The sequence below is a fragment of the Desulfolithobacter sp. genome (genome assembly GCF_054025815.1).
Map to the genome: position 1 here is coordinate 70,262 of NZ_JBPMMS010000004.1, position 23,722 is coordinate 93,983.

At 56.1% G+C, this 23,722-nt stretch carries 19 protein-coding genes and 1 pseudogene; 13 read left to right on the plus strand and 7 right to left on the minus strand.

The genetic code is table 11. The features are described 5' to 3' along the window. Positions 1-6: 6 nt before the first annotated feature. Positions 7-420: a PilZ domain-containing protein gene (locus tag ACXJJY_RS01130; protein WP_456384819.1), complete on the minus strand. Its 414-nt coding sequence runs from the start codon at positions 418-420 to the stop codon at positions 7-9. 194 nt (positions 421-614) lie between these two features. Between ACXJJY_RS01130 and ACXJJY_RS01135 the strand changes: the two genes are divergently transcribed. Then, positions 615-2,069 carry an NAD-dependent succinate-semialdehyde dehydrogenase gene (locus ACXJJY_RS01135; RefSeq protein WP_456384820.1) on the plus strand — a complete coding sequence of 485 codons (1,455 nt, stop codon included), beginning with the start codon at positions 615-617 and terminating at the stop codon, positions 2,067-2,069. Between the two features lie 30 nt (positions 2,070-2,099). On the opposite strand, the gene folE2 is transcribed toward ACXJJY_RS01135, so the two are convergent. Further along, positions 2,100-2,843 (minus strand): GTP cyclohydrolase FolE2, encoded by a 744-nt coding sequence (folE2, locus tag ACXJJY_RS01140; RefSeq protein ID WP_456384821.1) that lies wholly within the window; start codon positions 2,841-2,843, stop codon positions 2,100-2,102. A 184-nt stretch (positions 2,844-3,027) separates the two neighbouring features. Here folE2 and ACXJJY_RS01145 point away from each other — a divergent pair, with 184 nt between their 5' ends. From ACXJJY_RS01145 to ACXJJY_RS01200, 12 genes and pseudogenes are all read left to right on the plus strand, one after another. Continuing rightward, complete coding sequence (locus tag ACXJJY_RS01145) at positions 3,028-3,426, plus strand: RNA-binding S4 domain-containing protein (protein ID WP_456384822.1); 399 nt, start codon at positions 3,028-3,030, stop codon at positions 3,424-3,426. A gap of 21 nt (positions 3,427-3,447) precedes the next feature. Next, positions 3,448-4,023: pseudogene (locus ACXJJY_RS01150) on the plus strand (IMP cyclohydrolase); the annotation flags it as partial. 76 nt (positions 4,024-4,099) lie between these two features. Beyond that, on the plus strand, positions 4,100-4,681 hold the full coding sequence (locus tag ACXJJY_RS01155; protein WP_456384823.1) for a formyltransferase family protein: 582 nt from the start codon (positions 4,100-4,102) through the stop codon (positions 4,679-4,681). Beyond that, the gene (pyrR, locus tag ACXJJY_RS01160; protein WP_456384824.1) at positions 4,678-5,214 is read left to right on the plus strand and encodes a bifunctional pyr operon transcriptional regulator/uracil phosphoribosyltransferase PyrR; all 537 of its coding nucleotides are present in this window, start codon (positions 4,678-4,680) and stop codon (positions 5,212-5,214) included. The genes ACXJJY_RS01155 and pyrR overlap by 4 nt, the downstream gene beginning before the upstream one ends. 9 nt (positions 5,215-5,223) lie before the next feature. Then, positions 5,224-6,708, plus strand: a complete 1,485-nt coding sequence (locus ACXJJY_RS01165) for a sensor histidine kinase (RefSeq protein WP_456384825.1) — start codon at positions 5,224-5,226, stop codon at positions 6,706-6,708. A gap of 32 nt (positions 6,709-6,740) precedes the next feature. Further along, positions 6,741-8,963, plus strand: coding sequence for a peptidase U32 family protein (locus ACXJJY_RS01170; protein ID WP_456384826.1), 2,223 nt, complete (start codon positions 6,741-6,743; stop codon positions 8,961-8,963). Between the two features lie 66 nt (positions 8,964-9,029). Further along, on the plus strand, positions 9,030-10,757 hold the full coding sequence (gene msbA / locus ACXJJY_RS01175) for a lipid A export permease/ATP-binding protein MsbA (RefSeq protein WP_456384827.1): 1,728 nt from the start codon (positions 9,030-9,032) through the stop codon (positions 10,755-10,757). 62 nt (positions 10,758-10,819) lie between these two features. Beyond that, a complete protein-coding gene (locus tag ACXJJY_RS01180; RefSeq protein ID WP_456384828.1) occupies positions 10,820-11,596 on the plus strand; it encodes a glycosyltransferase family protein in 777 nt (258 codons plus the stop codon). A 65-nt stretch (positions 11,597-11,661) separates the two neighbouring features. Beyond that, positions 11,662-12,903 (plus strand): O-antigen ligase family protein, encoded by a 1,242-nt coding sequence (locus tag ACXJJY_RS01185; protein ID WP_456384830.1) that lies wholly within the window; start codon positions 11,662-11,664, stop codon positions 12,901-12,903. Next, complete coding sequence (locus tag ACXJJY_RS01190) at positions 12,900-13,952, plus strand: glycosyltransferase (protein ID WP_456384831.1); 1,053 nt, start codon at positions 12,900-12,902, stop codon at positions 13,950-13,952. Before ACXJJY_RS01185 ends, ACXJJY_RS01190 begins: the two co-directional genes overlap by 4 nt. 27 nt (positions 13,953-13,979) lie before the next feature. Then, on the plus strand, positions 13,980-14,954 hold the full coding sequence (locus ACXJJY_RS01195; protein ID WP_456384833.1) for a mitochondrial fission ELM1 family protein: 975 nt from the start codon (positions 13,980-13,982) through the stop codon (positions 14,952-14,954). Continuing rightward, complete coding sequence (locus ACXJJY_RS01200; protein ID WP_456384835.1) at positions 14,930-16,075, plus strand: glycosyltransferase family 4 protein; 1,146 nt, start codon at positions 14,930-14,932, stop codon at positions 16,073-16,075. The genes ACXJJY_RS01195 and ACXJJY_RS01200 overlap by 25 nt, the downstream gene beginning before the upstream one ends. Before the next feature lie 104 nt (positions 16,076-16,179). Here ACXJJY_RS01200 and pilB read toward each other — a convergent pair whose 3' ends face one another. The 5 genes from pilB to nifU form a co-directional block, all read right to left on the minus strand. Then, positions 16,180-18,420, minus strand: coding sequence for a type IV-A pilus assembly ATPase PilB (gene pilB, locus ACXJJY_RS01205; RefSeq protein WP_456384837.1), 2,241 nt, complete (start codon positions 18,418-18,420; stop codon positions 16,180-16,182). 168 nt (positions 18,421-18,588) lie between these two features. Then, entirely contained in the window at positions 18,589-20,352 is a 1,764-nt protein-coding gene (locus ACXJJY_RS01210; RefSeq protein ID WP_456384839.1) for a formate--tetrahydrofolate ligase, read from the minus strand. A 217-nt stretch (positions 20,353-20,569) separates the two neighbouring features. After that, on the minus strand, positions 20,570-21,511 hold the full coding sequence (locus ACXJJY_RS01215; protein ID WP_456384841.1) for an FAD-dependent thymidylate synthase: 942 nt from the start codon (positions 21,509-21,511) through the stop codon (positions 20,570-20,572). Positions 21,512-21,598: 87 nt separating this feature from the next. Then, entirely contained in the window at positions 21,599-22,804 is a 1,206-nt protein-coding gene (gene nifS, locus ACXJJY_RS01220) for a cysteine desulfurase NifS (protein ID WP_456384843.1), read from the minus strand. Then, positions 22,804-23,637, minus strand: a complete 834-nt coding sequence (gene nifU / locus ACXJJY_RS01225) for a Fe-S cluster assembly protein NifU (protein WP_456384845.1) — start codon at positions 23,635-23,637, stop codon at positions 22,804-22,806. Before nifU ends, nifS begins: the two co-directional genes overlap by 1 nt. Between the last annotated feature and the right edge of the window lie 85 nt (positions 23,638-23,722).

The window sequence follows — 23,722 nt, forward strand, 5'->3', positions numbered from 1 at the left end:
CAGTGGCTACAGCATTTCTTTACTCCTCCGGTACTGCCGCATGAGCCGCTGGAGCCGCTTCATCTGTTCTCCATCCGGGCTTGTCAGAAATTCGACTCCCATCTTGAAGGCCCGAATCTGGTCCTGATGGTAGATGTCGAGCCATACGGGCCGGGCAGGCAGGGCCAGGTTGACGATTTCGGGCGGGATATCGATATGAAGCAGCAGGAGGGAGGAATCATTTTCCCGGGTGGTGTGGAAGATGTGGTATGAGCCACACATAACCTGGGTCATAAGCAGACAGGCACCGTGGAGAGAAATGTCTATAATCCGGCTGGAAAACGGCCCGGCCAGGCGCTCGCCGCTGATACCGTCCTGTGCAGAGACAGAGATGGGAAGGTAGACCCTGTCCCTTTTTGATCGGCGCAGGTCTGTGTTCATAAAAGGATGAATCTCCGGGTTGTTCTGTTTGCCTGGTTACGCAAACCTTGAAAAGGTATCCAGAGATGGTACCATGGGTGGTTTGTGTGTTTTTCGTTGCGGCAACCGGATCTCCTCAGGAGCCGGATTGACGGCATATTTTCTTAAAGAGTACCACATTTTCCTGCGGTGTGGGAAGAGTAATGGGTTTACCGATGAATTTACAAAAACCGGAACTTTTCAGGCAGCAATGTTATGTCGGTGGAAAGTGGATTGATGCCGAGGGTGGCAGCGTCATCGATGTGCATAATCCCGCCACAGGTGAGTGTGTCGGCCAGGTTCCGGCTCTGGGCCGGAAAGAAACATCCCTGGCCATTGACCTGGCTGAGGAGGCCTGGCAATCATGGCGTCGACAGACCGCGAAAGAACGGGCGCACATACTTCGTCGCTGGTATGACCTGATCGTTGAGAGCCAGGATGACCTGGCGATCATAATGACCACGGAACAAGGCAAGCCGCTGGCCGAAGCAAAGGGCGAGGTTTTGTACGGTGCTTCCTATGTGGAGTGGTTCGCTGAAGAGGCCAAGCGAATCTACGGTGATACGATTCCCATGGCTCAGCGGGACAAGCGGATCATTGTTCTCAAAGAGCCTGTGGGTGTCTGTGCGGCTATCACGCCGTGGAATTTTCCTTCGGCCATGATCACCCGCAAGGTAGCGCCGGCTCTGGCGTCCGGTTGCACCGTGGTGGTCAAGCCTGCCGCCGAAACTCCCTTCTCCGCCCTTGCCCTGGCAAGGCTGGCCGAAGAGGCCGGCATCCCGGCGGGAGTGTTCAATGTCCTCACTGGTCCGGCCCGGGAGATCGGGGCCGAGTTGACGGAAAATTCCAAGGTCCGCAAACTGAGTTTCACCGGCTCCACCGAGGTGGGCAAGATGCTGATGCGGGCCTGTGCCTCCACGGTCAAGAAGATATCGCTTGAGCTTGGCGGTCATGCCCCGTTTTTGGTTTTTGACGACGCCAATCTTGATGCGGCCGTGGAAGGAGCCGTGTCCTCGAAATACCGCAACTCTGGTCAGACCTGTGTATGTGCCAACCGTCTGCTTGTTCAGCGCGGCGTTTATGAATCTTTTGCCGAAAAACTGGTCACCGCGGTCCAGGAGCAGCTCCGGGTGGGCAATGGCTTTGACGAGCAGGTCAACCAGGGGCCGCTTATTGATCTGAACGCGGTGATAAAAGTCGAGGAACAGATTCGCGACGCGGTGGACAAGGGCGCCAGGATTGCCTGCGGCGGCAAACGGATCCAGGGCAATGGTTTTTTCTTTGAGCCCACCATTCTCCTTGATGTGACGCCGGAAATGCTGATCGCCCGCGAGGAGACCTTTGGGCCGGTCGCGCCGCTGTTTGCCTTTGATACTGAAGAGGAAGCCGTGGCCATGGCCAACGATACCCCCTATGGCCTGGCGTCCTATTTCTACAGTCAGGACGTGAGCCGGGTCTGGCGCGTGGCCGAGGCCCTGGAGTATGGGATGGTGGGGATCAATACCGGCATCATGTCCAGCGAGGCGGCCCCCTTTGGCGGTATCAAGGAGTCAGGTATCGGCCGGGAAGGTTCAAGGTACGGAATCGATGAGTACCTGGAAATCAAGTATCTCTGCCTGGGAGGGCTTTAGAAAGACGAACGGCCGGTCGGCGGCAGCCTGCTACTCCAGGTCATCGGAATCCACGTGGGCATAGGCGCTGTGTTTGTGGATGGATTCGAAACTCTCCACCTCGACGGAAAACCAGTCGATACCGTCCAGTTTCATGGTTTCCTGGGAGACCATCCGGACCACATCCTCGACAAACATTGGGTTTTGGTAGGCCGCTTCGGTTACATATTTTTCATCCGGTCGTTTGAGCAGGGCGTAGAGCTCGCAGGAGCCGCATCGTTCCACCAGCTCGATCAATTCTTCCAACCAGATGAATTTTTTCGGGCGCACGGTCAGGGTTACCTCGGCCCGCTGGTTGTGGGCCCCGGCTTCGCTGATTTCCTTGGAGCAGGGGCAGAGCGTGGTCACAGGCACCCGGACCGTGAGCAGCAGCTCGTCCTCTCTTTTTTCACTGGTGCGGCCGGTGAAGGCGCAGTCATACTCCATGAGAGAACTTGTCGCGGTGACCGGCGCTTGCTTGGCGATGAAAAAGGGGAAATCCATGCGCATTTCCGCGGTCTGGGCCTGGAGCTGATCGCGTACTTCGCAAAGGAGCTGCGGAAAGATACTCGCGTGCATATCCTTGCGGTACCTGGCCAGGGCCGCGGTGAACACGCTGACACAGGATTGCCTGAACCGGTGCGGCATGGCCGCCTGGAGGCTGATGGCGGCCACGGTCTGCTGCCTGGCCCCATTTTTTTCCCGGATTCGGACAGGGCAGGTGAAGTCTTTTATGCCTACATTGTGAAGTTTCATAACTGGAGCCTGACTTACCGCATTTTTTCTTTTACGACAACCTGAATCCACAACCATCCCCTCTCTGCTTCTGCCTGTCCGTATGACAGTGGGCCTGATTTAAGACTGAACCCGTCCGGTATGTTTGATACCACGGAAAAAATATGGTACCTTGCTGTTTCTGGAACCTTACAGAGGATTATGTGTGAACAGGGAAGCAGATAAAGACAAGGTACGGATCGACAAGTGGCTCTGGGCCGCCCGTTTTTTCAAGACCAGGTCGCTGGCTGCAAAGGCTGTGAGCGGCGGCCATGTCCATCTCAACGGTCAGCGGGTCAAGCCGTCCCGCCTGGTGGCCATTGGTGACCGGATGGTGATCCGCCGGGGTGAGCTTGAATTCACGGTGGACATCCTTGGTTTAAGCGATCGCCGGGGACCGGCCAGTGTCGCCCGAACCCTGTACGAGGAAACACCGGAATCTCTCAAGCGCCGGGAACAGGAGCGCGAAGAGCGCCGACTCATCCGGGCGCCCGCTGCCAGGCCTGCCAAACGTCCCGACAAACGGGAAAGGCGGCGGATTCGGCAATTTCTACGAAAGGATTAGGAGAACAGGAGTTAGACAACCATGAAGAAGGTAGAACGCGCGCTGATCAGCCTGACAGACAAGTCAGGTATCGAGGACTTTGCCAGGGAACTGACCGAGCTGGGTGTGGAGATACTTTCCACAGGTGGCACAGCCAGAAAGATGCGGGACAGTGGCATTTCGGTGACAGATGTCTCGGAATTCACCGGTTTCCCCGAGATGCTGGACGGCCGGGTCAAAACCCTTCATCCCCTGGTGCATGGCGGAATTCTTTATCAGCGGGACAATCCGGAACACCAAAGTCAGTGCGCCGAGCATGGGATCAAACCCATTGATATCGTTGCCGTGAACCTCTACGCCTTTGAAAAGACCGTGGCCGATCCCGACTGCACCCTGGCCGATGCCATTGAAAATATCGACATCGGCGGTCCGACCCTGCTGCGCGCCTCGGCCAAGAACTTCCGGGATGTGACCGTGATCGTCGATCCCGCCGACTATGCCCAGGTACTCTCCGAGATCAGAACCACCGGCAACACCACCTTGAAGACCCGCTTCAAACTGGCGGTCAAGGTGTTCCAGATGACCTCCAGTTACGACACGGCCATCGCCCGCTGGCTGGAGCAGGTTGATGTTGAGACGAATCCCTATTTTTCAGGGGAGTAGCAGGCTTTCAAGATAGGAGATATTTACGAATATGCAGAAAATGGCAGTGCTGCTCTCCGGCAGCGGCAGGACCCTGGATAATTTCCATGAGAGGATTCAGGATGGGGCTCTGCGGGCCGAAATCCAGGTTGTTGTCTCCAATGTGGCCGATGCGCTTGGGCTGGAAAAGGCCAGGAAGTATGGTTATCCAGCCTTTCATGCACCGGACAACGAGGCGATCAACAAAATCCTGGTCCGCTATGACATCGACTTGATCGTTCTGGCCGGCTACCTGAAGCTCTATACCCCTCCGGACCATCTCAGGAAAAATGTGCTCAATATCCATCCCTCGCTCATTCCTTCATTCTGTGGCGACGGATTTTACGGTCACCATGTCCACGAGGCGGTCAAAGCCCGGGGATGCAAGGTCAGTGGCTGCACCGTTCATTTCGCCAACGAGGTCTACGACGAGGGACCCATCGTGGTCCAGAAATGCGTATCGCTTGATGACGACGACAGCCCGGACGATATTGCGGCCAAAGTGTTTGCCAGGGAATGCGAAGCATTTCCCGAGGCCATCAACCTGGTCGACGAAAAAGGAGTGGATTATTTTTGGAACAGGGTGCAGCGATGAACACCACACGTTCCATCATGATGGCCCGGGATATTGACCGGAGCCTGGACCGGATTTCCATGGAAATTCTGGAACGCAATCACGGTCTGGAGCAGTTGGCAATCATTGGAATCCACACCGGTGGTGTGTTTTTGGCCCGGAGAATCCATGAAAAGATCACTGCCATGGAAGAAGGGGAACTGCCGCTGGGGAGCCTTGATATCACCCTGTATCGGGATGACTGGAGTCTGATTTCGCAAAATCCCATTGTCCGCAAGACCGATATCGATTTTCTGGTGGACAATCGACGAGTTATCCTGGTGGACGATGTTATTTTCACCGGCCGGACCATCCGTGCGGCCATGGACGCGATCATGGACTATGGCCGGCCGGATACGATTCAGCTGGCCGTGCTGGTGGATCGCGGTGGACGGGAGCTGCCCATCCAGCCCGATTACGTGGGCATGGAGGTTCGGGTGGAACCTGGCGAGCGGGTGGATGTGCTGCTCAGAGAAAAAGCGGATCGTGACGAAGTGGTTGTTCACGGAGTGTGAGATATATTTGTGGCTGCCGGAAAGAAATCATCCTCCCAGCGTGAGTTTGAGCGTATTTGTCGTCGGGTAGAGGAGAAATCCGCCAGCTACGACAGGTACAACTTCAGCAGCCGTTATAATGACTTTCTCAAGGCCTTTTTCGACCTGGCCCAGGAATTCGATTCTCTGGATGACTTCTACAGGATCTGTGTCGCGGTTCCGCTGAAGATGACCGGTTTTGCCAATCGGCTGTACCTGATAAACGAGACCAGTTCCCGGTTGGAACTGGTCTGTGATTCCCGGCACGGTGTTCTCAAGCCGCCCGAACCGGCCCGGGAGCCGATCCATCTCTCATCCATCCCGTATGAAACCAGTGATTCATATCTGATCCCAATCTATGCCAAAATGCCTGTGGGACGTTCGGAAGAGGTCGTGGATGTCAATGGCGGCAATGGTCAGCGCCAGACATCGCTCTGGGGCGATTCAGGCGGGGCCGGCGGCTGGAGCCGGATTCTTGGCATGTATGAGGTGAAGCCACTGGCACGCATGGACGAGTCAGACCGGTTCTTTTTTCAGAAATATACCAACAGGATCGGGTTCAACCTTCATAACCGGCTGATCGCCTTGCAGAATATCGATCATCTCAAGTTTATCAACACCCTGGTTATGGATATCGAGCACAATGTCATTGTGCCCAATATGTATTTCCGTCACCTGTTCAATCAGCTGCGCAAGAGGATCGATGAACTGGACGATCTCAGGGATGAGGGCCGTCGGCTGGCCTGTGATGGGACCGGCAACAAGGCGGTGGACGAGGAGGCATGTGAGCGGTGGCTTGCGCACTGTGACCGGGTGAAACGAGATTTTTTTTCCTGCCAGCAGGAACTGGTGAAGCATCATGCCAACATCAGCCTGTTCCTTGAAAGCCTGTTTCGTCGCGAGCATTTTGAACGTGGACACCTGGTGCTGCGGCCCCGGCGCTGTTTTGTGGAAAAGGAGATCATTTATCCGCAGCTGGAGCATTATGCCTCCCGGTTGAAGGCGGCCAGAGTGACGGTGGAAAAACCGCGCAACATGCTTGAGGAAGAATTTCAGGTCCTGGTGGATGTGGGGCTCCTGGCCCAGGTCTATGCCAATCTTTTTTCCAACGCGGCGAAGTATACCCGGGAGGTGGTGAACCACCAGGGACAGCCGAGGAAGGCCATGGCCTATGGCCGGGAACTGGTCGATGATTTTCCTGAACCGGGCAAGAAGGGTATTAAATTCAATGTTTTTACCACAGGGCCCCACCTGCCCGAGGACGAACAGAAGAGACTGTTCCAGGATGGCATGCGCGGCCGCGACAGCAAGGGTATTCCCGGTACCGGCCACGGACTTTCCTTTATCCGTCATGTCATTGAGCTGCATGGCGGTGCCGTGGGTTATGAACCCACTCCCGAGGGAAACAATTTTTATTTTATCCTGCCTGTCCCATCCACTGTCCCGCCAACGGACCTTGTTGACGCTGTCCGTTGATTTTCCAACCATAATCAGTGAGTCAAACACCATTGAAAAAAATAGAGCTGCTGGCTCCGGCCGGCAGTATTGCAAGTTTTGAGGCTGCCCTGGAAGAGGGCGCTGATGCTGTTTATGTTGGCGCACCAGGCTTGAACGCCCGGGCCCTGGCAAAGGATTTCTCCTTTGCAGAACTCCGCGGTATGATCCAGGCCGCCCATGACCGCGGACGCAATGTTCATATTGCTATGAACAGCCTGGTTCGAGAGGATGAATTGCTGAGAGCTGTCGAGGCCCTGTCACTTTTTTCCCAGTTGCGGCCGGATGCGCTTATTGTCCAGGATCTCGGGCTTGCCTGGCTTGCTCAGCGGTTTTTTCCTCATATTCCACTGCATGCCTCGACTCTCATGTCGGTACATAACTCCATGACCGCAGGCTACCTGCGTGATCTCGGTTTTTCCCGGGTGGTTCTGGCCCGGGAGCTTACCCTGGACGAGATCAGGCGGATCGGGGAGGAGAGCGGAGCAGAGCTTGAAATCTTTATCCACGGGGCCATGTGTTTTTCTTTTTCCGGGCTCTGTCTTTTTTCCAGCCTCCATGGCGGAAAATCCAGTTTGCGCGGCCAGTGCGTCCAGCCTTGCCGTCGGCGCTACGGCTGGCAGGAGGGGCGTAGGAAGAAAAAAGGGGGCGGTTATCTCTTTTCCATGAACGATCTCTGTGGTATCGATCTGCTGCCGCAGATGTGCCGGGCCGGCGTGGCCAGCCTGAAAATCGAGGGGCGGATGAAATCGGCCGAATACGTGCGCAAGACCGTGCGGGCCTATCGCCTGGTCATCGACAGTCTGGATCAGGCCGAGTCTGAGCGCCGGCGGGTGCTCAAAGAGGCCCATGGACTGCTCGACGAAGCCATGGGCCGGCGTCGCTCTCCCGGATTTTTTCTTGCCGCCAAACCGAAGCAGGCTGTCACCCCGGCCCTGTCAGGCAATACCGGCAAACTGGTCGCCAGGGTTCAGCGGCTGGAGGCGCTGCGCCACGGTCGTCAGGGCACCATTCTGACGGCCCGGCTCCTGGAGCCGGTTCGGGTCGGTGAACGACTGCGATTGCACCATGAACAGTCCGGGGAACGAAAGAGTTTCACGGTCCGGACTATGCGTCTGGGCCGGAAAACCGTGCGACGGGCCGGCTCGGGCCAGCTGGTTCGTTTTGTTCTCGACCAGGATCTGGGAATGCAGAGCGACAGCGGTTTTCGGGCCAGCCTCTTCCGGGTGGATGTGGAACGACGCTTGCAAACCTCCAGGTCTGCGGACAGGTACCGGGTGGCCGGAGGTGCTGGGCCCAGACCGGACAGAGCACTGGTGGAGAAAATAGTGGAAGTGCTTGAGTGGGCTGAGGAGAAAAACAAAAAACCTGCTCAGGGAAGCCGCAACCGGGTGCACTGGGAAAAGCGGCGAAAAAAGAATATGAGAAAAGGTCAGGTCTGGTGGGTCCGGGTGGCCCATCTGCGGGATGCGGGACAGAGGTTCCCGGTCCGGCCGGTGCGGATCCTGGTGCCAATGACCAGGGAAAATATTGACTTTCTGAATAAAACTACCCGGTTGCGTAAGCCACAGAGTCGGATTGTCTGGGAGTTGCCGCCCCTCATCATGGAAGATGCACTGGGGTGGTTTGGGGATAGTATCCAGCATCTGCTGCGGGAGGGGTTTACCCGTTTTCAGCTTGGTCACGTGGCCCAGTTGGGCCTGTTTCCGGAGGAGATCCGCGGGCAGCTCAAATTTTCGGGTTCCTACACGCTGAACATTCTCAACTCGGCTGCTCTCCAGGCCCTGGTCGAGCTGGGATTGCGGAATATTCTGTTTTCCCTGGAAACCGATCATGCCAACATGGCTGCAGCCCTGGTCCATTTTCGTCGGACCCTGGCAGCGAGGAAGCTTGGGCCCGGAAGCGTCCGTATAGGTATGGAGGTGTATGGCCGCCCTCCGCTTTTCACCGCCCGGCTGGATGGTGATCATTTCCGCTATGGCCAGCAATGCCTAAGTCCCATGGACGAGCGGTTCCGGGTTGAACAGCAGGACGGCCTCACCGTGACCCGTTCGGTTTGGCCCTTTTCCCTGCTGCCCTGGCTGGGCGAGCTGCGGGAAGCCGGGGTGGACTACCTCCTGGCCGACTTGTCCGGCGGCGCCATCAGCCGGGAAATAACCGGTTTTGCCACCCTCCTGCGGGGCAATGGACGAATGGAGCCGACCCTGAGCGGCAATTTTGCCGGCCATTTACTGTAGGGGCACGCACCCCTGTGCTTCCCCCTGCACGGGGTTTAACCAGAGCAGACAACACACGTTCAACAGATGACAAATAAAGAAATTCTCAGACGTCTCTACGACGTTATCAAGCCCTATAAAAACAAGCTTTTTGTCGCCATGATCGCCATGATCATGGTGGCGGTCTTCACCGGCTCCCAGGCCTACCTTGTGCGCGACCTGCTGGACAAGATTTTCATTGAGCGCAATCAGGTCTACCTGGACCTGCTCCCCTTTGCCGTGGTCGCGATTTTTTTCCTTAAAGGAGGGTTTTACTACCTCTACAATTTTCTCCTGGAGCAGGTGGGGCAGTCCATAATCCGCGATCTGCGGATTAGAATTTTTGATCACGTCCACACCCAACCCCTCTCTTTTTTCCAGTCCATGCCCACCGGTACCCTCATTTCCCGGGTCATCTCGGACGTTAATCTTATGCAGGGTGCGGTGTCCAACGCCATGGTCAGCATCCTGCGGGATTTTTTTCAGGTGATAATCCTGCTCGGGGTTATCTTTTACATGAATTGGAAACTTGCACTTTTTTCTCTGCTGATCCTGCCGCTGGCCTTTTCCTCGGTGGTCTTCTTTGGCCGTCTTTTTCGTCGGCTGTCCATCCGCTCCCAGGAAGAGACCGCCCGGATGTCCAATATCCTCCACGAGACCATCACCGGTAACCGGATTGTCAAGGCCTTCGGCATGGAAGAGTACGAGGGCAAGCGGTTTCGCGACCAGGTGTACCGTCTGTTCAATGTCATTATCCAGGACGCCAAGCTGCGCAGCCTGCAGCACCCGCTCATGGAGTTTATCGGCGGGATCGCCATTGCGCTCATCATCTGGTTTGGCGGCAGCGAGGTGATCAGCGGCAATGCCACCCCCGGTGCGTTTTTCTCCTTTCTCACCGCCCTGATTATGGCGTACGATCCGGTCAAAGGTGTGAGCAAGATCAATTCTACCATCCAGCAGGGCATGGCGGCCGCCTCCCGGGTCTTTTCTCTTCTGGATGTCAGGCCGGAAATCGCCGACAAAAAGGGAGCAATGGTGCTGCCGGAGTTCCGCAGGGCCATTACCTTTGATCACGTCTGCTTTGAATATGACCCGGAAAACAAGGTTCTCCACGACATCGACCTGGAGATAAAAAAAGGCGAGGTGCTGGCCATTGTCGGCCCAAGCGGCAGCGGCAAGACCACGCTTACCAACCTGATTCCCCGCTTCTTCGAGGTTACGGAGGGAAGAATTCTCATCGACGGGCTTGATATCCGTGATGTGACCATCCAGTCGCTTAGAAACCAGATATCCATGGTCACCCAGCAGACTATCCTGTTTAACGATACCATTCGCAACAATATTGCCTATGGGGATCTGAACCGAAGCGATGAGGAGATCCGGGAGGCCGCAAGAGCAGCTCATGCCCTGGAATTTATAGAAAATTTTCCCGATGGGTTTGATACCGTGATCGGCGAAAGCGGCATGCGGCTCTCCGGCGGCGAGCGTCAGCGCATCTCCATTGCCCGCGCCATTTTGAAGAATGCCCCCATCCTCATCCTGGACGAGGCCACATCGGCCCTGGACACGGAATCGGAGCGCGATGTTCAGCGGGCCCTGGAAAACCTGATGAAGAACCGGACCACGGTGGTCATTGCCCATCGCCTCTCGACCATTGTCAATGCCAATCGCATCGTTGTCATCAAGGACGGTCGGATCGTCGAGGAGGGGACCCATGAAGACCTGCTGGAGCTTCGGGGTGAGTATGAGCTGCTCCACCGGATGCAATACTCTTAAGCAGATTCAGGCCTGAACAGGACGGGATAGAAAAAAAGACCGTTTACGATGAGATACCGATTATGAGTGACCGGAAATCGATGAACAGCGTCAATATTATCTGCATGAAGTGGGGAACCAAGTATGGCCCTGAATACGTCAATATCCTCCATCACATGGTGCAGCGAAATATCACCCTGCCGTATCGCTTCATTTGTTTCACCGATGATTCGGGTGGGATCGAGGAGGGTATCGATGTTTTTCCCTTGCCCGACTTCAAGGAACCGGAACCAAAGTATCTGAAAACCTGCCTGGCCTGGCGCAAGATCGCCGTGTTTGACCGGGACCTATATGATATTCGGGGAAAAATCCTGTTTCTTGATCTGGATGTGGTCATTGTCGACAATATAGACTGTTTTTTCAGTTATTCGGACAAACTTGCCATCATCGAAAACTGGTCCCAGCCCGGCAGACTGATCGGGCAGGCTTCGGTTTTCTGTTTTGATCAGGGAAAATATCATCACCTGCTGGAAAAATACCGGACAGCGCAGCACGAGGTCCTGGAAAACAATGTGACCGAGCAGTTCTATATCACTAGAGAGCTGGGCAGGGGTAATTTCGATTATTTCCCCGATCCCTGGTGCCGCAGCTTCAAAATGCACTGCATGCCCGGAGGGATCCTGAACAGTTTCGTGACTCCGACGAATATACCGGAGGGCGCGAAGATAATCGTCTTCCATGGCAGTCCGAACCCACCGGATGCCATCCAGGGAGTATGGGGCCAGCAGTACGTGCCCTGGTACAAGAAATTTTATAAAACCGTAAAACCAACCAGGTGGATAGCTGAATACTGGAAATGACTTATCGGACGCATGTTCACTGGAGCACGGCGTCGGCAGGACATCTTCCAGATCTGGGACAGGACATGGAAAAACCAATAATAGATAGTAGCCGCAGTACGTCCCTTTCCGATCGTGTCGATCTCCTTTGCGTTTCTCTTGGTGCTTTTCTGCCCGTGGCCATATTCCTGGGTTCGGCTGTGTTCGAGCCGGTGGTGGCCCTGGTTGGTCTGCTCTGGCTTGGCCGGTTGCTTGCAGAACGTAAACGACCACTGTTTCCTGTTACCGGGCGATCGCTCATGGTTCCCTGGTTCGCCTGGTACGTGGTGATCGTTGCCAGTCTTTTCTGGAATGGTCCCGGCGGCAAGGGATGGGCACATGATATCGCAATGATACGTTTTCCGCTCTTTGCCCTGGCCATGCTCGATGTTTCCGGGCGAAGAGAGATTGCCCGGCCCCTGATATATGGAATTGGAGCCTGTGTCCTCGTTGCTCTGTTAAACGTGGTCATGGCTCGGTACCTCGGCCACGATCTGCTGGGCAACGGCTGGACCCGATATGCGGGCAAGCTCAAGGAAGGCTACAGGGCGGCGGCACTTCTGCAGTATATTGTCCCGTTTTTTTTCTGCTGGTCCCTGCTCGATCGGACTCTGTCCTGGAAAAACAGGCTTTTGCTCCTGCTGTTAGTGTCTGCCGGGTGCTGGATGTTGTGGGAAGTGGGAATGAGAACCGCACTTGGCGCCACTCTGGGAGCACTCTATGCCGCAATGCTTTATGCGTTTCGTCGTCGCACTCCGGTATTGACCATGCTGCTGGCCCTGGGTGGGCTGGGGTTTGTCTTCCTGCTTCAGTTTTTACTGGGAAATGACCCGCAACTGGGACAAAAGCTCAGTTCCCTCTACCACCGGTTTGATATATGGAAAGTATGTATCCAGGTATGGCACCGCTATCCTTTTCTGGGAAGCGGGATATCCGGATTCCAGGAAACATACACCGAAGTGGCAGCTGCCAGCGGGGTTCTGGCCGACCACAGGTTTCTGGGCCGTCTTGTCGCCAACGAGGCCACTCATGCACACAACCTGATACTGATGCTTCTGGCCGCCACCGGCCTGGCTGGTTTTTTAGCTTTTTGGTGGCTCTTCAGTAGTTGTGTACGTCATATTGATGATCATCGCAACGGTTGGCAGTCCGGACTCCTGACCTGGCCGGTGGTACTCCTCATTTCCGGACTGACCGGATTCAATATTTTTGGTTCTTCTTATCAGGCGGTGCTGGCCCTGTTTATTGTTCTCATCGGTATCCCTGTCAGGAGATCGGAGATGATATGAAGACCGTACTTGTCTGGGGCAGGGCAGACCAGGACTATTCCCGCAACCGGATTGTTGTCCGGCTTTTCAGCGGGCTTGGCTGGCAGGTCCGTTTTTTCCGGCCATTTTCCAGCCAGCTCGGCCTCCTGCATTCCCTGTGGACCAGGCCCCAACGTCCGGATTTGATATGGGTACCCTGTTTCCGACATGACGATATCGGTTCCGCCTCGTTCTGGTCCCGAAAATGGCAGGTTCCCCTGATTGTTGATCCCTTCATCTCCTCTTTTGCCAAGGTGGTCCTGGAGCGGCGAAAATATCCGACTGGTTCCAGAGCAGCGGAAAAATTGCGCAAACGGGAGTCAGCCCTCCTCAATCGGGCGGATCTTGTCTTTGCCGATACTCACTGTCATGCTGATTTTTTTGTCCAGCATCTGGATGTGCAGACAGAGAAGACTGCAGTGCTGCCCGTGGGTGCGGACGAGGAGTTGTTTTCTCCCCTGGGATGGCCCGAAGACCAGGAAAAAATCGATATCCTGTTTTATGGCAGTTTTCTGCGTCTTCATGGTATCGAAACCATAATTCGGGCCGCGGCCCTGTGTCGGGATCTTCCTGCCCGGTGGACCATTCTTGGCGATGGCGACCTGCGGTCCGGCTTGCTCCAGCAGGCGGCCGGGCTTTCTAATGTCGCTTTCGAACCATGGATACCTTATGCAGAGCTCCCGAAACGGATGGCCAGAGCGCATATTCTGCTGGGAATTTTCGGAGATACCCCCCAGGCCGCGCGGGTGATTCCCAACAAGGTATTTCAGGCCATGGCCAGCGCCAGGCCGGTTATCACCAGGACGTCGGCGGCTTATGAAGGGACCATTGGTGACACGGAAGAGATCGGATGGGTGGAGGCTGATGATCACCAGGGATTGGCGGCAACGGTTTGCAACTTGCTTCAGGATCCGCATCGGTTGCCAGAAATAGGACATAGAACCAGGTGCCTTTATGAAAAATATTTCAGTCAGGAACGGTTGCAATCTATCCTGGCCCGAAGCCTCGACCGGGTCCTGCTCCGGGACTGAACCTGCCTGGTGTTTAACGGCCATACCATGAGACAAGAAACAAAGAACAAACCCCTGCGAATCACTGCCTTTGTCGATGGCCGCCCGGGCCACGAAAAACAGACCCGGGGTATTGTCAACGCCCTGGCCCGGTCCACCGAGGTGGCGGTGGAATATGTACCTGTGGACCGTCGAGGGGTTGGCCGCGAAATTGGCAACTGGCTGCGGTTGCTGCACGTTCCCCTGCCTGATCCGTATCGATCTGCCGGCACGGGATGTGATCTGATCATCGGCACAGGTTCGGCCACCCATATTCCCATGGTTCTTCTCAAGCGAAGGTCCGGGGCCCGGGCCGTGACCTGTATGGCGCCGGATCTTGTGTTGCGCCGGGCCATGGATCTTTGTTTTGTTCCCCGTCATGACGGTCTGACCGGAAAAGGAAATATTTTCCTGACTACAGGTCCACCCGGCACTGCCATTGCCACTCATCGCCACGATTCCCGTCGTGGATTGATCCTTATTGGCGGAGTGGATGAGAAGAGTCATTACTGGGACAGTTTCGATATCATCCAGATGGTGGAAACCATTATCCAGAGATACCGTTCTTATTCCTGGACCATATCCTCATCTCCGCGAACCGACCCTCAGACCGTGGATTTTCTGGCCCGGATTGCCGAGAATCATGACAACGTGTTTTTTTACCGGGTCGAGGATACAGCGCCCGGCTGGGTCGAGGAGGCGTATCAGCAGCACGGGACCGTGTGGGTCACGGCCGATTCCATGTCCATGGTCCATGAGGCTCTTTCTGCCGGATGCCGGGTGGGTATCCTGCCGGTGCGCTGGAAGAAAAGGCAGTCAAAGTTCGGAAAGTCCATCGACTATCTGGTTGGCGAGCGGTTGGTGGTGACCTATGAGGATATGCTCGCGGAAAAGGAATCGGCTGTGCGGACCGTTCATCTTGACGAAGCATCGCGATGTGCAAGGGAGATTTTGCGCCGATGGTGGCCAGACCGCTTACCATAGTACAGATGCTGCCTGAACTTAAAGGAGGCGGCGTGGAAAGGGGAACTTTGGAACTTGGCCGGTTTCTGGTCCGGGCCGGACATAAATCCCTGGTCATCTCCCAGGGAGGCAGACTGGTGGGACTCCTCAAGCGCCAGGGGAGCATTCATCTGCGATATCCTTTTGTGGGCGAGAAAAGTCCCAGGGCACTGTTGTCTATCCTGCGGTTGCGCAGGGATATTCTTCGGCACCGTGTAGATATTCTTCATCTCCGTTCCCGGATTCCGGCCTGGGTCGGGTATCTGGCCTGGAAATCTTTGCCGGCAAAGAAACGGCCGGTCCTGGTGACGACTTTCCATGGTTTTTATTCGGTCAACAGGTACAGTGCGGTGATGACCCGGGGAGAAAAGGTGATCGCTGTTTCCCGTACTATCGGCGAGCATATACGGTCAGCGTACAATATAGACCGGGAAAAAATCGTCGTCATTTATCGCGGGGTGGATATCGGCGAGTTTGACCCCCGAAAGGTGGAAGAAAATCGGGTTGCCGAGTTGCGCTCTGCCTGGGATATCAGACCGGACGCTGGTCCGGTCATCCTGCTGCCGGCCCGGATGACCCGGCTCAAGGGCCACGATGTGTTTTTCAGTGCTCTGGCCATGCTCCGGGACCAGGACTGGCAGGCGGTGTGTGTGGGACAGATCGATGAAAATTCTTATTATGTCAATGAGTTGCGAAGGGGTTTGGTCGAGGCGGGGCTTGCAGAACGTGTAAGGATGGTGGATCATTGTCAGGATATGGCCGCGGCCATGACGCTGGCTGATATCGTGGTCTCTGCTTCCCGTGAGCCGGAGTCCTTTGGCAGGACTGTGGTGGAGGCCCAGGCCATGGAACGGCCGGTGATCGCCACTGCCCACGGCGGCAGCATGGAAACAGTTGAGCCGGGAGAAACAGGCCTGCTGGCCCGGCCCGGGGACGCCACTTCCCTCGCCAGGAGTCTACATGCCCTGCTTGCTGACCGCACCCTCAGACAGCTGCTGGGCCGGGCCGGACGGGAGCAGGTCCTGAAAAATTTTACAGTGGAACGGATGTGCAGCCAGACCCTTGCCCTGTACGATTCCCTGCTGGAGCAAAAGGCCTGCTGATCCTTTTCAGCTACCTGTTGATAAAGCCACTGCTTCGCGGTGTCCAACGGCTTCTCTGCTGAGCCCGGCCGCATTGTTCACTGTCCTTGTGGTGCATGTCCTGTTCAGGCTCTGCGAATGACCTTTGGGCGCTGACGGTCTCCACCTGCGAGTTTGACCACGATTCGGTCGGTTTTCTGCAGTCGACTGACAATGGTTTTGAAGAGATGGCGGGCCACCTCGGGATATTTTTCGATAAGCTCCTGCAGTTTTTCGCCGGGATAACGCTTGATGACGCAGCGGCCCGCCGCGACAATGGTGGCAAAGCGGGGTTCGCCCGAGATGGCGGACATCTCGCCAAAGTATTCTCCCGGCTCGGTGATCTCGGCAATCTTCTTGCCTCCACGCAGTACCGCCACCTTGCCCCGGACAAGCTTGAAAAAATCCTTGTCCCGGTTGCCCTCCTGGATGATCACATCCCCATCTTCGTACTCTTCCACGTCCGGATTGACCAGGTAAGCCGGCAGGCTCTCTTCGTGGACCACGGTCCGCCGCAGGACTTCGTGGAGACTGGTTACTCCCTCCCGTACCTTTTGCAGGCCGGCCTCGCGCAGAGGTACCATGCCCTCCTGGATGGCGATTTTGCGCAGCTGCTCTTCCGGCACCTCGGCATTGATGGCCTTGGCCACCTCGTCGGTCACCTCCATAAGCTCGAACAGGCCTACCCGGCCCTTGTATCCCAGGCCGTTGCATTCCGGGCAACCCTTGGGGCCGTACAGGACCAGGTCTTCCAGCTCTTCTTCCCGGAATCCGGCACTGAGCAGTTCCTGCCGGTCGTGTTCCTCCCTGACTTTACAGTTGCTGCACAGCCGTCTGGCGAGCCTCTGGGAAAGGATCATGGTTAGCGACGAGGCCAGCAGGTAGGGCGGAATGCCGATGTCCACCATCCGGCCGACCGTGGCCGGTGAATCGTTGGTATGGAGAGTAGAAAACACCAGGTGACCGGTCATGGCGGCTTTCATGGCGATTTCAGCGGTCTCTATATCCCGGATTTCACCAACCATAATAATGTCGGGATCCTGGCGCAGAAAGGCTTTGAGGGCGGCGGCAAAGGTCATGCCCACCTCGGTGTTGACGTTGACCTGGTTGATGCCCTTGAAGTTGAACTCCACCGGATCCTCGGCGGTCAGGATTTTGATATCTTCCCGGTTCAGAGAGTTGAGGGCCGAATAGAGGGTAACTGTCTTGCCGGAACCGGTCGGCCCGGTGACCAGCAGCAACCCCTGGGGCCGATTCAGACAGCGTTTGAGGGCGTCAAAGGTTTTCTGTTCGAATCCGAGCTGGGTCAGGTCCACGTTGAGAGAACTTTTGTCCAGGATACGCAGGACAATCCCTTCACCATGGAGCAGGGGCAGGGTGGAAACCCGGAAATCCACCGCCTTGTTGCGGCCCATTCGCATTCTGATCCGGCCGTCCTGCGGCACCCTCCGTTCGGTGATATTGAGATCGGCGAGAATCTTGATTCGGGCTATGAGGGCATTCTTGATGGTGAGGGGCAGGTTCATGGACTTGAACAGGGAACCGTCCTTGCGGTAGCGGACATGCATGGACTTTTCGAACGGCTCGATGTGAATGTCGCTGACCCCTTCCTTGACCGCCCGGATCAGGATACCGTTGACCAGCTTGATGATCGGAGCGTCCGAGGCGGAGAACTGGTCAAATTCAGATTCGTCTTCCGGGTCACTTTCTATTTCGAAATCTTCCGCCGCATCGGCAACCAGGGCACCGAAGTCGTCGATTTCTGTAACCTGCTCTTCCTCTTCCTGCTCCTCTTCCTGCAAGCCAACAAGTTCCTGGTACTCTTCGTCGCTGATTTTGTAATACTTGCGATAGGCTTCGATAATATCCCGTTCTGTGGAAACACAGACGTTCAGTCCCATCTGCACAGCGTCCTGGAGTGCTTCCACCGCCGATGTATCGGTGGGCTCAGCCATGGTGACCTGCAGAGTATTGCCGGCCATGCGCAGCGGAAAGGCCATGAAGCGGCGTGCTGTTTCGTAGGGTACGAGATCGATAACTTCCGGAGAGGGCGGTTCGCGGGATATGTCCACCGCCGGATAGTTGTGCAGGCGGCTGAGAAAACTGACAACCGTGTCCTCCTCGATATAGCCGTGTTCAATGAGGATACGGCTCAGGAGTTTGCCGGTTTTTTTCTGCTGGGCCTTGGCCTGTTCGAACTGGGTGGCGGTGATGTAGCCCGCCTTGCTGAGAAGCTCGCCTATTTTCAGCTTTCCGGCGCCTGACTGGTCTTTGACCGTTCGCTTAAGGGAGCTCTTTTTTGTTGGATTGGTTTTTTCCGGCGCCATGAGCGGACCTGATCGAAAGGATAAATTTTGTTTCAGGTATTTATTTCTTGTTCCGACTCCTTTCGATGGTACTACAAAAACAGGAACGGGTCAAAAGAGACACGCTCTTCTGACCCGTTTTTTTACAAACAGAAATAGAAATTTTACTTGCCGTATAAGGCGATCCGCTTAGAACAACCCTTTGACCTTGCCGGTATCCACATCCACATCGATGCGGCGATAGGCCGGGTCTGATGCTGTGCCCGGCATCAGGCTGATGGCGCCGGCCACCGGGACCACAAAGCCCGCACCCTTGTAGGTGAGGATGTCGCGGATCGGCAGGGTCCATCCTTTGGGCACACCCTTGAGGTTCGGATCGTGGGACAGGGAGAGGTGGGTCTTGACCATGCAGGTCCCCATCTCCTTCATATCCGGATCGGCCTCGATGCGTTTGAGCTTGGCAGCAGCTTCCGGCGAATAGGAAACACCGTCACCACCGTACACCTCCTTGACGATCAGCTCGATTCGCTTGGAAAGCGGGGTGTCGAGGTCATAGAGGAACTTGAAGTCATTGGGTTCCTCGCAGGCATCGACAACCGCGTCGGCAAATTCCAGTGCACCCTCGCCACCGTGCTCCCAGTGCCGCGACAGGGCGACCCGGGCTCCGGCCGCCTCGCACAGACGGCGGACAGCCTTGATCTCGTTGTCGGTGTCGGTGTAGAAGGCGTTGATGCACACAACCGGGTTGATACCGGCTTTCTTGACGGTCTCGATATGATGCAGGAGGTTCTTGCAGCCCTCTTCAACCCAGCCGACATTTTCCCTGGTGTACTCTTCGGGCATGGGTTTGCCGGGGACCGGAATCGGGGCGCCACCATGGCACTTGAGGGCCCGGATGGTGGCCACGACCACGGCACAGTTGGGCTTGAGGCCGGAATAGCGGCACTTGAGGTTCCAGAACTTCTCGAACCCGATATCCGCACCGAAACCGGATTCGGTGACATTGTAGTCAGCCAGTTTCAGTCCCACACGGTCAGCGATGACAGACGATTGACCAATGGCGATGTTGGCAAAAGGACCGGCATGGACCAGCACCGGCTGACCCTCCAGGGTCTGCATCAGGTTGGGGTTGATGGCGTCCACCATCCAGGCGGTCATGGCACCGTCCACTTCAAGATCAGCGGTGGTGATGGGCCGATCCTGCTTGTCGTAGGCGACCACGATCTTGCCGATCCGCTCCCGCATGTCCTTGAGATCGGTGGCAATGGAGAGGATGGCCATGATCTCGGAAGAAACGGCAATGGCGAATTTTGACTGCATGGTGAACCCGTCCATCTTGCCGCCAAGACCGATGGTGATGTTGCGCAGCGCCTGGGCGCAGAAGTCGATGATCCAGCCGAATTCAACTTTTTTCGGGTGGATATCAAGGCGCTTGAGGCCGCGCTTGGCCAGGATCTCGTCGGTGTAGTTGGCCTCGTGCTGCATTCTCGAGGTGAGAGCCACCATACCCAGGTTATGGGCGTTCATGATGGCGTTGATGTCACCGGTCAGGCCCAGGGAAAAGGGGGTCAGCGGAATGCACTGGGCAAGGCCGCCGCCGGCAGCGGAGCCCTTGATGTTCATGGTCGGGCCACCGGAAGGCTGGCGGATGGCACCGATGACGGATTTGCCGCGTTTGCCCAGGCCCTGGACCAGGCCCATGGCACAGGTGGATTTGCCCTCACCAAGTGGTGTCGGTGAAATGGCGGTCACATCCACATATTTTCCGTCCGGTTTGTCTTTGAGCCGGTCGAGAATCTTCCGGTAATCCAGCTTGGCGACATAATGGCCATGGGGCAGCAGTTCCTCTTTTTCCATGCCCAGTTCTTCCGCCAGCTGGTACACGGTTTTCATGCGGCTTTCCGCCTCTTCCGCGATTTCCCAGTCAGCGTGCTTGGTGGGATCCAATACCATAGGGTCCTCCTTCAATCATATTTAGGGTGGGTAGAAAAGATGGCACAGACAGCAGGAATGATGCCTGTGCAAAAACGTGATAATCACGCTAATTTAACAGGTTTGTGGATTCGTGTCAATGATAGATGGAGAGGTGATCCTGGGGGATGGGGTGTCACGCTGAAGGGGTGGTCCCGGTTGAAGTCCAGATACTGCAGCCTTCAACCGGGATTATTATTTATGAGCGTGGAGCAAAAACCGCCGGAAAACGATGCTGGAAATCCTCGGCCAGCGGAATCATGACTTCGCGCATGGATGGCTCGGCCGCCTTGCTGGTCCGCAGTGTGAAAATGTGGTGCCATTCCCGAAGGTTGGCATAGACGATGAGCTCGGTTTTGCAGGAATTGGGCAGTACTGTCCGGGCAGCCTGGGGGGTGGAGGTCTCCAGCAGCTTGAGATAGAGTTGTTCCGTCTCCAGCATGGCCTTTTCCCACAGGCCGTATTCAGGGGTTCCGGCTTCATAGAACATGGGGGCGATAAAGGTCACCTCGTTGCCGAACCTGGCGTCGCCGTAGCGGCAGTAGCGTTGGGATTCCTGGAGAAAGGAGCAGGGGCGGTGGCGAACGATTTCATGGGTCACGGCCCGGTTGACGATAAACTTGACTGCGATGTGCCGGTGGCGGGCCAGTTTCCCGGGCTCAAGCTGATCCACCCTCTGCAGTTCCACTTTGGCCACCGTGATCCCGGGTACCGGCTCGAGACCGTCTTCCGGGATAATGGTGCTGAAAAAATAGGGATGCCGTTTCGCAAGAAAAGAGGCCATGGCCCGGACTACCCTGCAATCGGGGTGGAACATGAGCATCTCCCGGAAGGCCCGGACACTGCCGGTGACCAGGAGCCGGGTATCGTCCCGGTCGATCTGCAGGTATCGTGGCTGGGTCAGAAAGAGTTCCACCACCTGTTCCTGGTCTGCGCACTGCACATCCAGGGTGACCACTCCCATTTCCAGGACTGAATTGTGGCCATGTTCGGCCATCTTCGAGACAAAGGGAATGGCCGAGTTCCGGTCGATCCTGTCTTCGCTCTTGTAGCAGATGCGGCCACAGAATTCGATGCGTACGGCCAGGCTTTCCCAGTCCAGATGATCAAGGACCTCAAAGGAAGGCGGGATAACTTTCATGGGCTGGTACCAGTTTTATTTTGTGATTACCATTAAAACTCAGAAAATGGCTCCTCCGGGAGATATCATCGTCTTTCTACAAGGACCCTATGAAGAAAAGTTTTCCTTTTCCGCACCGTTCCAGAACGGCGACATCTGCCGCAGGTTTTCTATGATTCCCGGCATTTTGTCCAGAACAAAATCCACTTCTTTCTCGGTATTATAGATGGAGAGGCTGAAACGGATGGAACCGTGGGCTGCGGTGAACGGGACGCCCATGGCCCGGAGCACATGGGAAGGCTCCAGAGAGCCGGAGGTGCAGGCCGAGCCGGACGAGGCGCAGATGTTATAGCGGTTCATGTGCAGAAGGATCGCCTCACCCTCGACAAATTCGAAGCTGATGTTGGTGGTGTTGGGCAGCCGCAGGATCGGATGGCCGTTCAGGAGTGCTTTGGGGATGGAGCTCAGCAACCCTTTCTCCAGCTTGTCGCGCAGGGATCGGACCCGGTTGTTTTCCTCGTCCATCATTTCCGCAGCCAGCTTGCAGGCCCGGCCAAGGCCGATGATGGAGGCCACATTTTCGGTGCCGCCCCGACGGCCCCGCTCCTGGTGACCGCCGTTTAAAAAAGGTATGAACGGGGTGCCCTTGCGGATATAGAGAACACCTACACCCTTGGGTGCGTGCAGTTTGTGGCCGGACAGGGACAGGAAGTCCACAGCATTGGTGGCCAGGTTGATCGGGATCTTTCCTGCGGCCTGGACCGCATCGGTATGAAAGAGTATTCCCCGTTCCCGGGCCATGGCCGCCATTTCCTCCACCGGAAAGATGACCCCGGTTTCATTGTTGGCCCACATGACAGAGACAATGGCCGTGTCGTCGCTCAAAGCCTCTTCGTAGCGCTTCAGATCCAGGGTGCCGTCCGACTCCACCGGCAGCCTGGTGATCCGGTGTTTGTGGCCGGTGAGGTTGTCCAGGTTTTCGCAGAGATTTTTCACCGCCGGATGTTCCACCCGGGTGGTCACCACGTGCCGCTTGTCGGGAAAGGTCTGCAGGGCCGAGAGGATGGCGCTGGAGTCGCTTTCCGTGCCACAGCTGGTGAAGACGATCTCCTCGGGCTCGGCTCCGATGAGGTCGGCCACCGACTGGCGTGCCTCTTCGATGTAGCGCCCGATCTGGCCGCCAAAGGTGTGCATGGACGAGGGGTTGCCGTAACAGTCGGTGAGAAACGGCATCATGGCATCCACCACTTCCGGAGCTATTCTGGTGGTGGCGTTGTTATCCATGTAGATGACTTTATCACTGCCGCAATCCATTATTTTTCCTCCTCGACAATCAGGGTATCCACGACCTGTTCACGCAGTTTTTTCTCGACATATTCTTTCAGGGTGGTACGGGAGGACTGGCAACCGGCACAGGCACCGCGCAGCGAGACCGTGACAAAGTCTCCGTCCACATCCACCAGTTCGATGTCGCCGCCATCCTTGCGCAGAGTCGGCCTGATCTCCCGTTCCAGCACCTGTTCGATCTTCTTGATTTTCTGGAGTACGGTCATTTTCTTTTTTTCTCTGGGCTTGTCTTCGCTTCGGGGCAGGTCCTTGACCGTCTCCTCAAGTATTTCCCGCAGCCGGTCCTCGCATTTTCCGCAGCCGCCGCCAGCCTTGGTGAAGTTGGTGATCTCCTCCACGCTCCGCAGGTTCGACTCCTGGATGGCCCGGCGTATTTCAATGTCCGTGACCCCGAAACATTCGCAGACGACCTCCCCTTCGGCCATCGGCAGCAGAACACCTCGGTAGTTGGCAATGGCTGCCTCCAGGGCTTCCCGGCCCATGACCGAGCAGTGCATTTTTTCCTTGGGCAGTCCGCCTAAAAACTCGGCGATATCTTCGTTGGTGATCTTTTCAGCCTCTTCAACGGTCATGCCCTTGACCATTTCAGTCAGAGCCGACGAAGAGGCGATGGCTGACGCACAGCCAAAGGTTTTGAACTTTGCGTCGACAATTCTGCCGTCTTCAACCTTGATTGTAAGTTTCAGGGCGTCGCCACAGGCCAGGGAACCGACCTCGCCGACACCGTCCGCATTTTCTATTTCCCCGACATTGCGGGGGTTCATGAAATGTTCCTGTACTTTATCCGTGTATTCCCACATGTTCCATGTCCAGTGTGTAAAATTTGAGAGTTACGTTTCTGTTTGATAATCGTTCCTGGCAGAATGCCGCCAGATGGCACTTTGC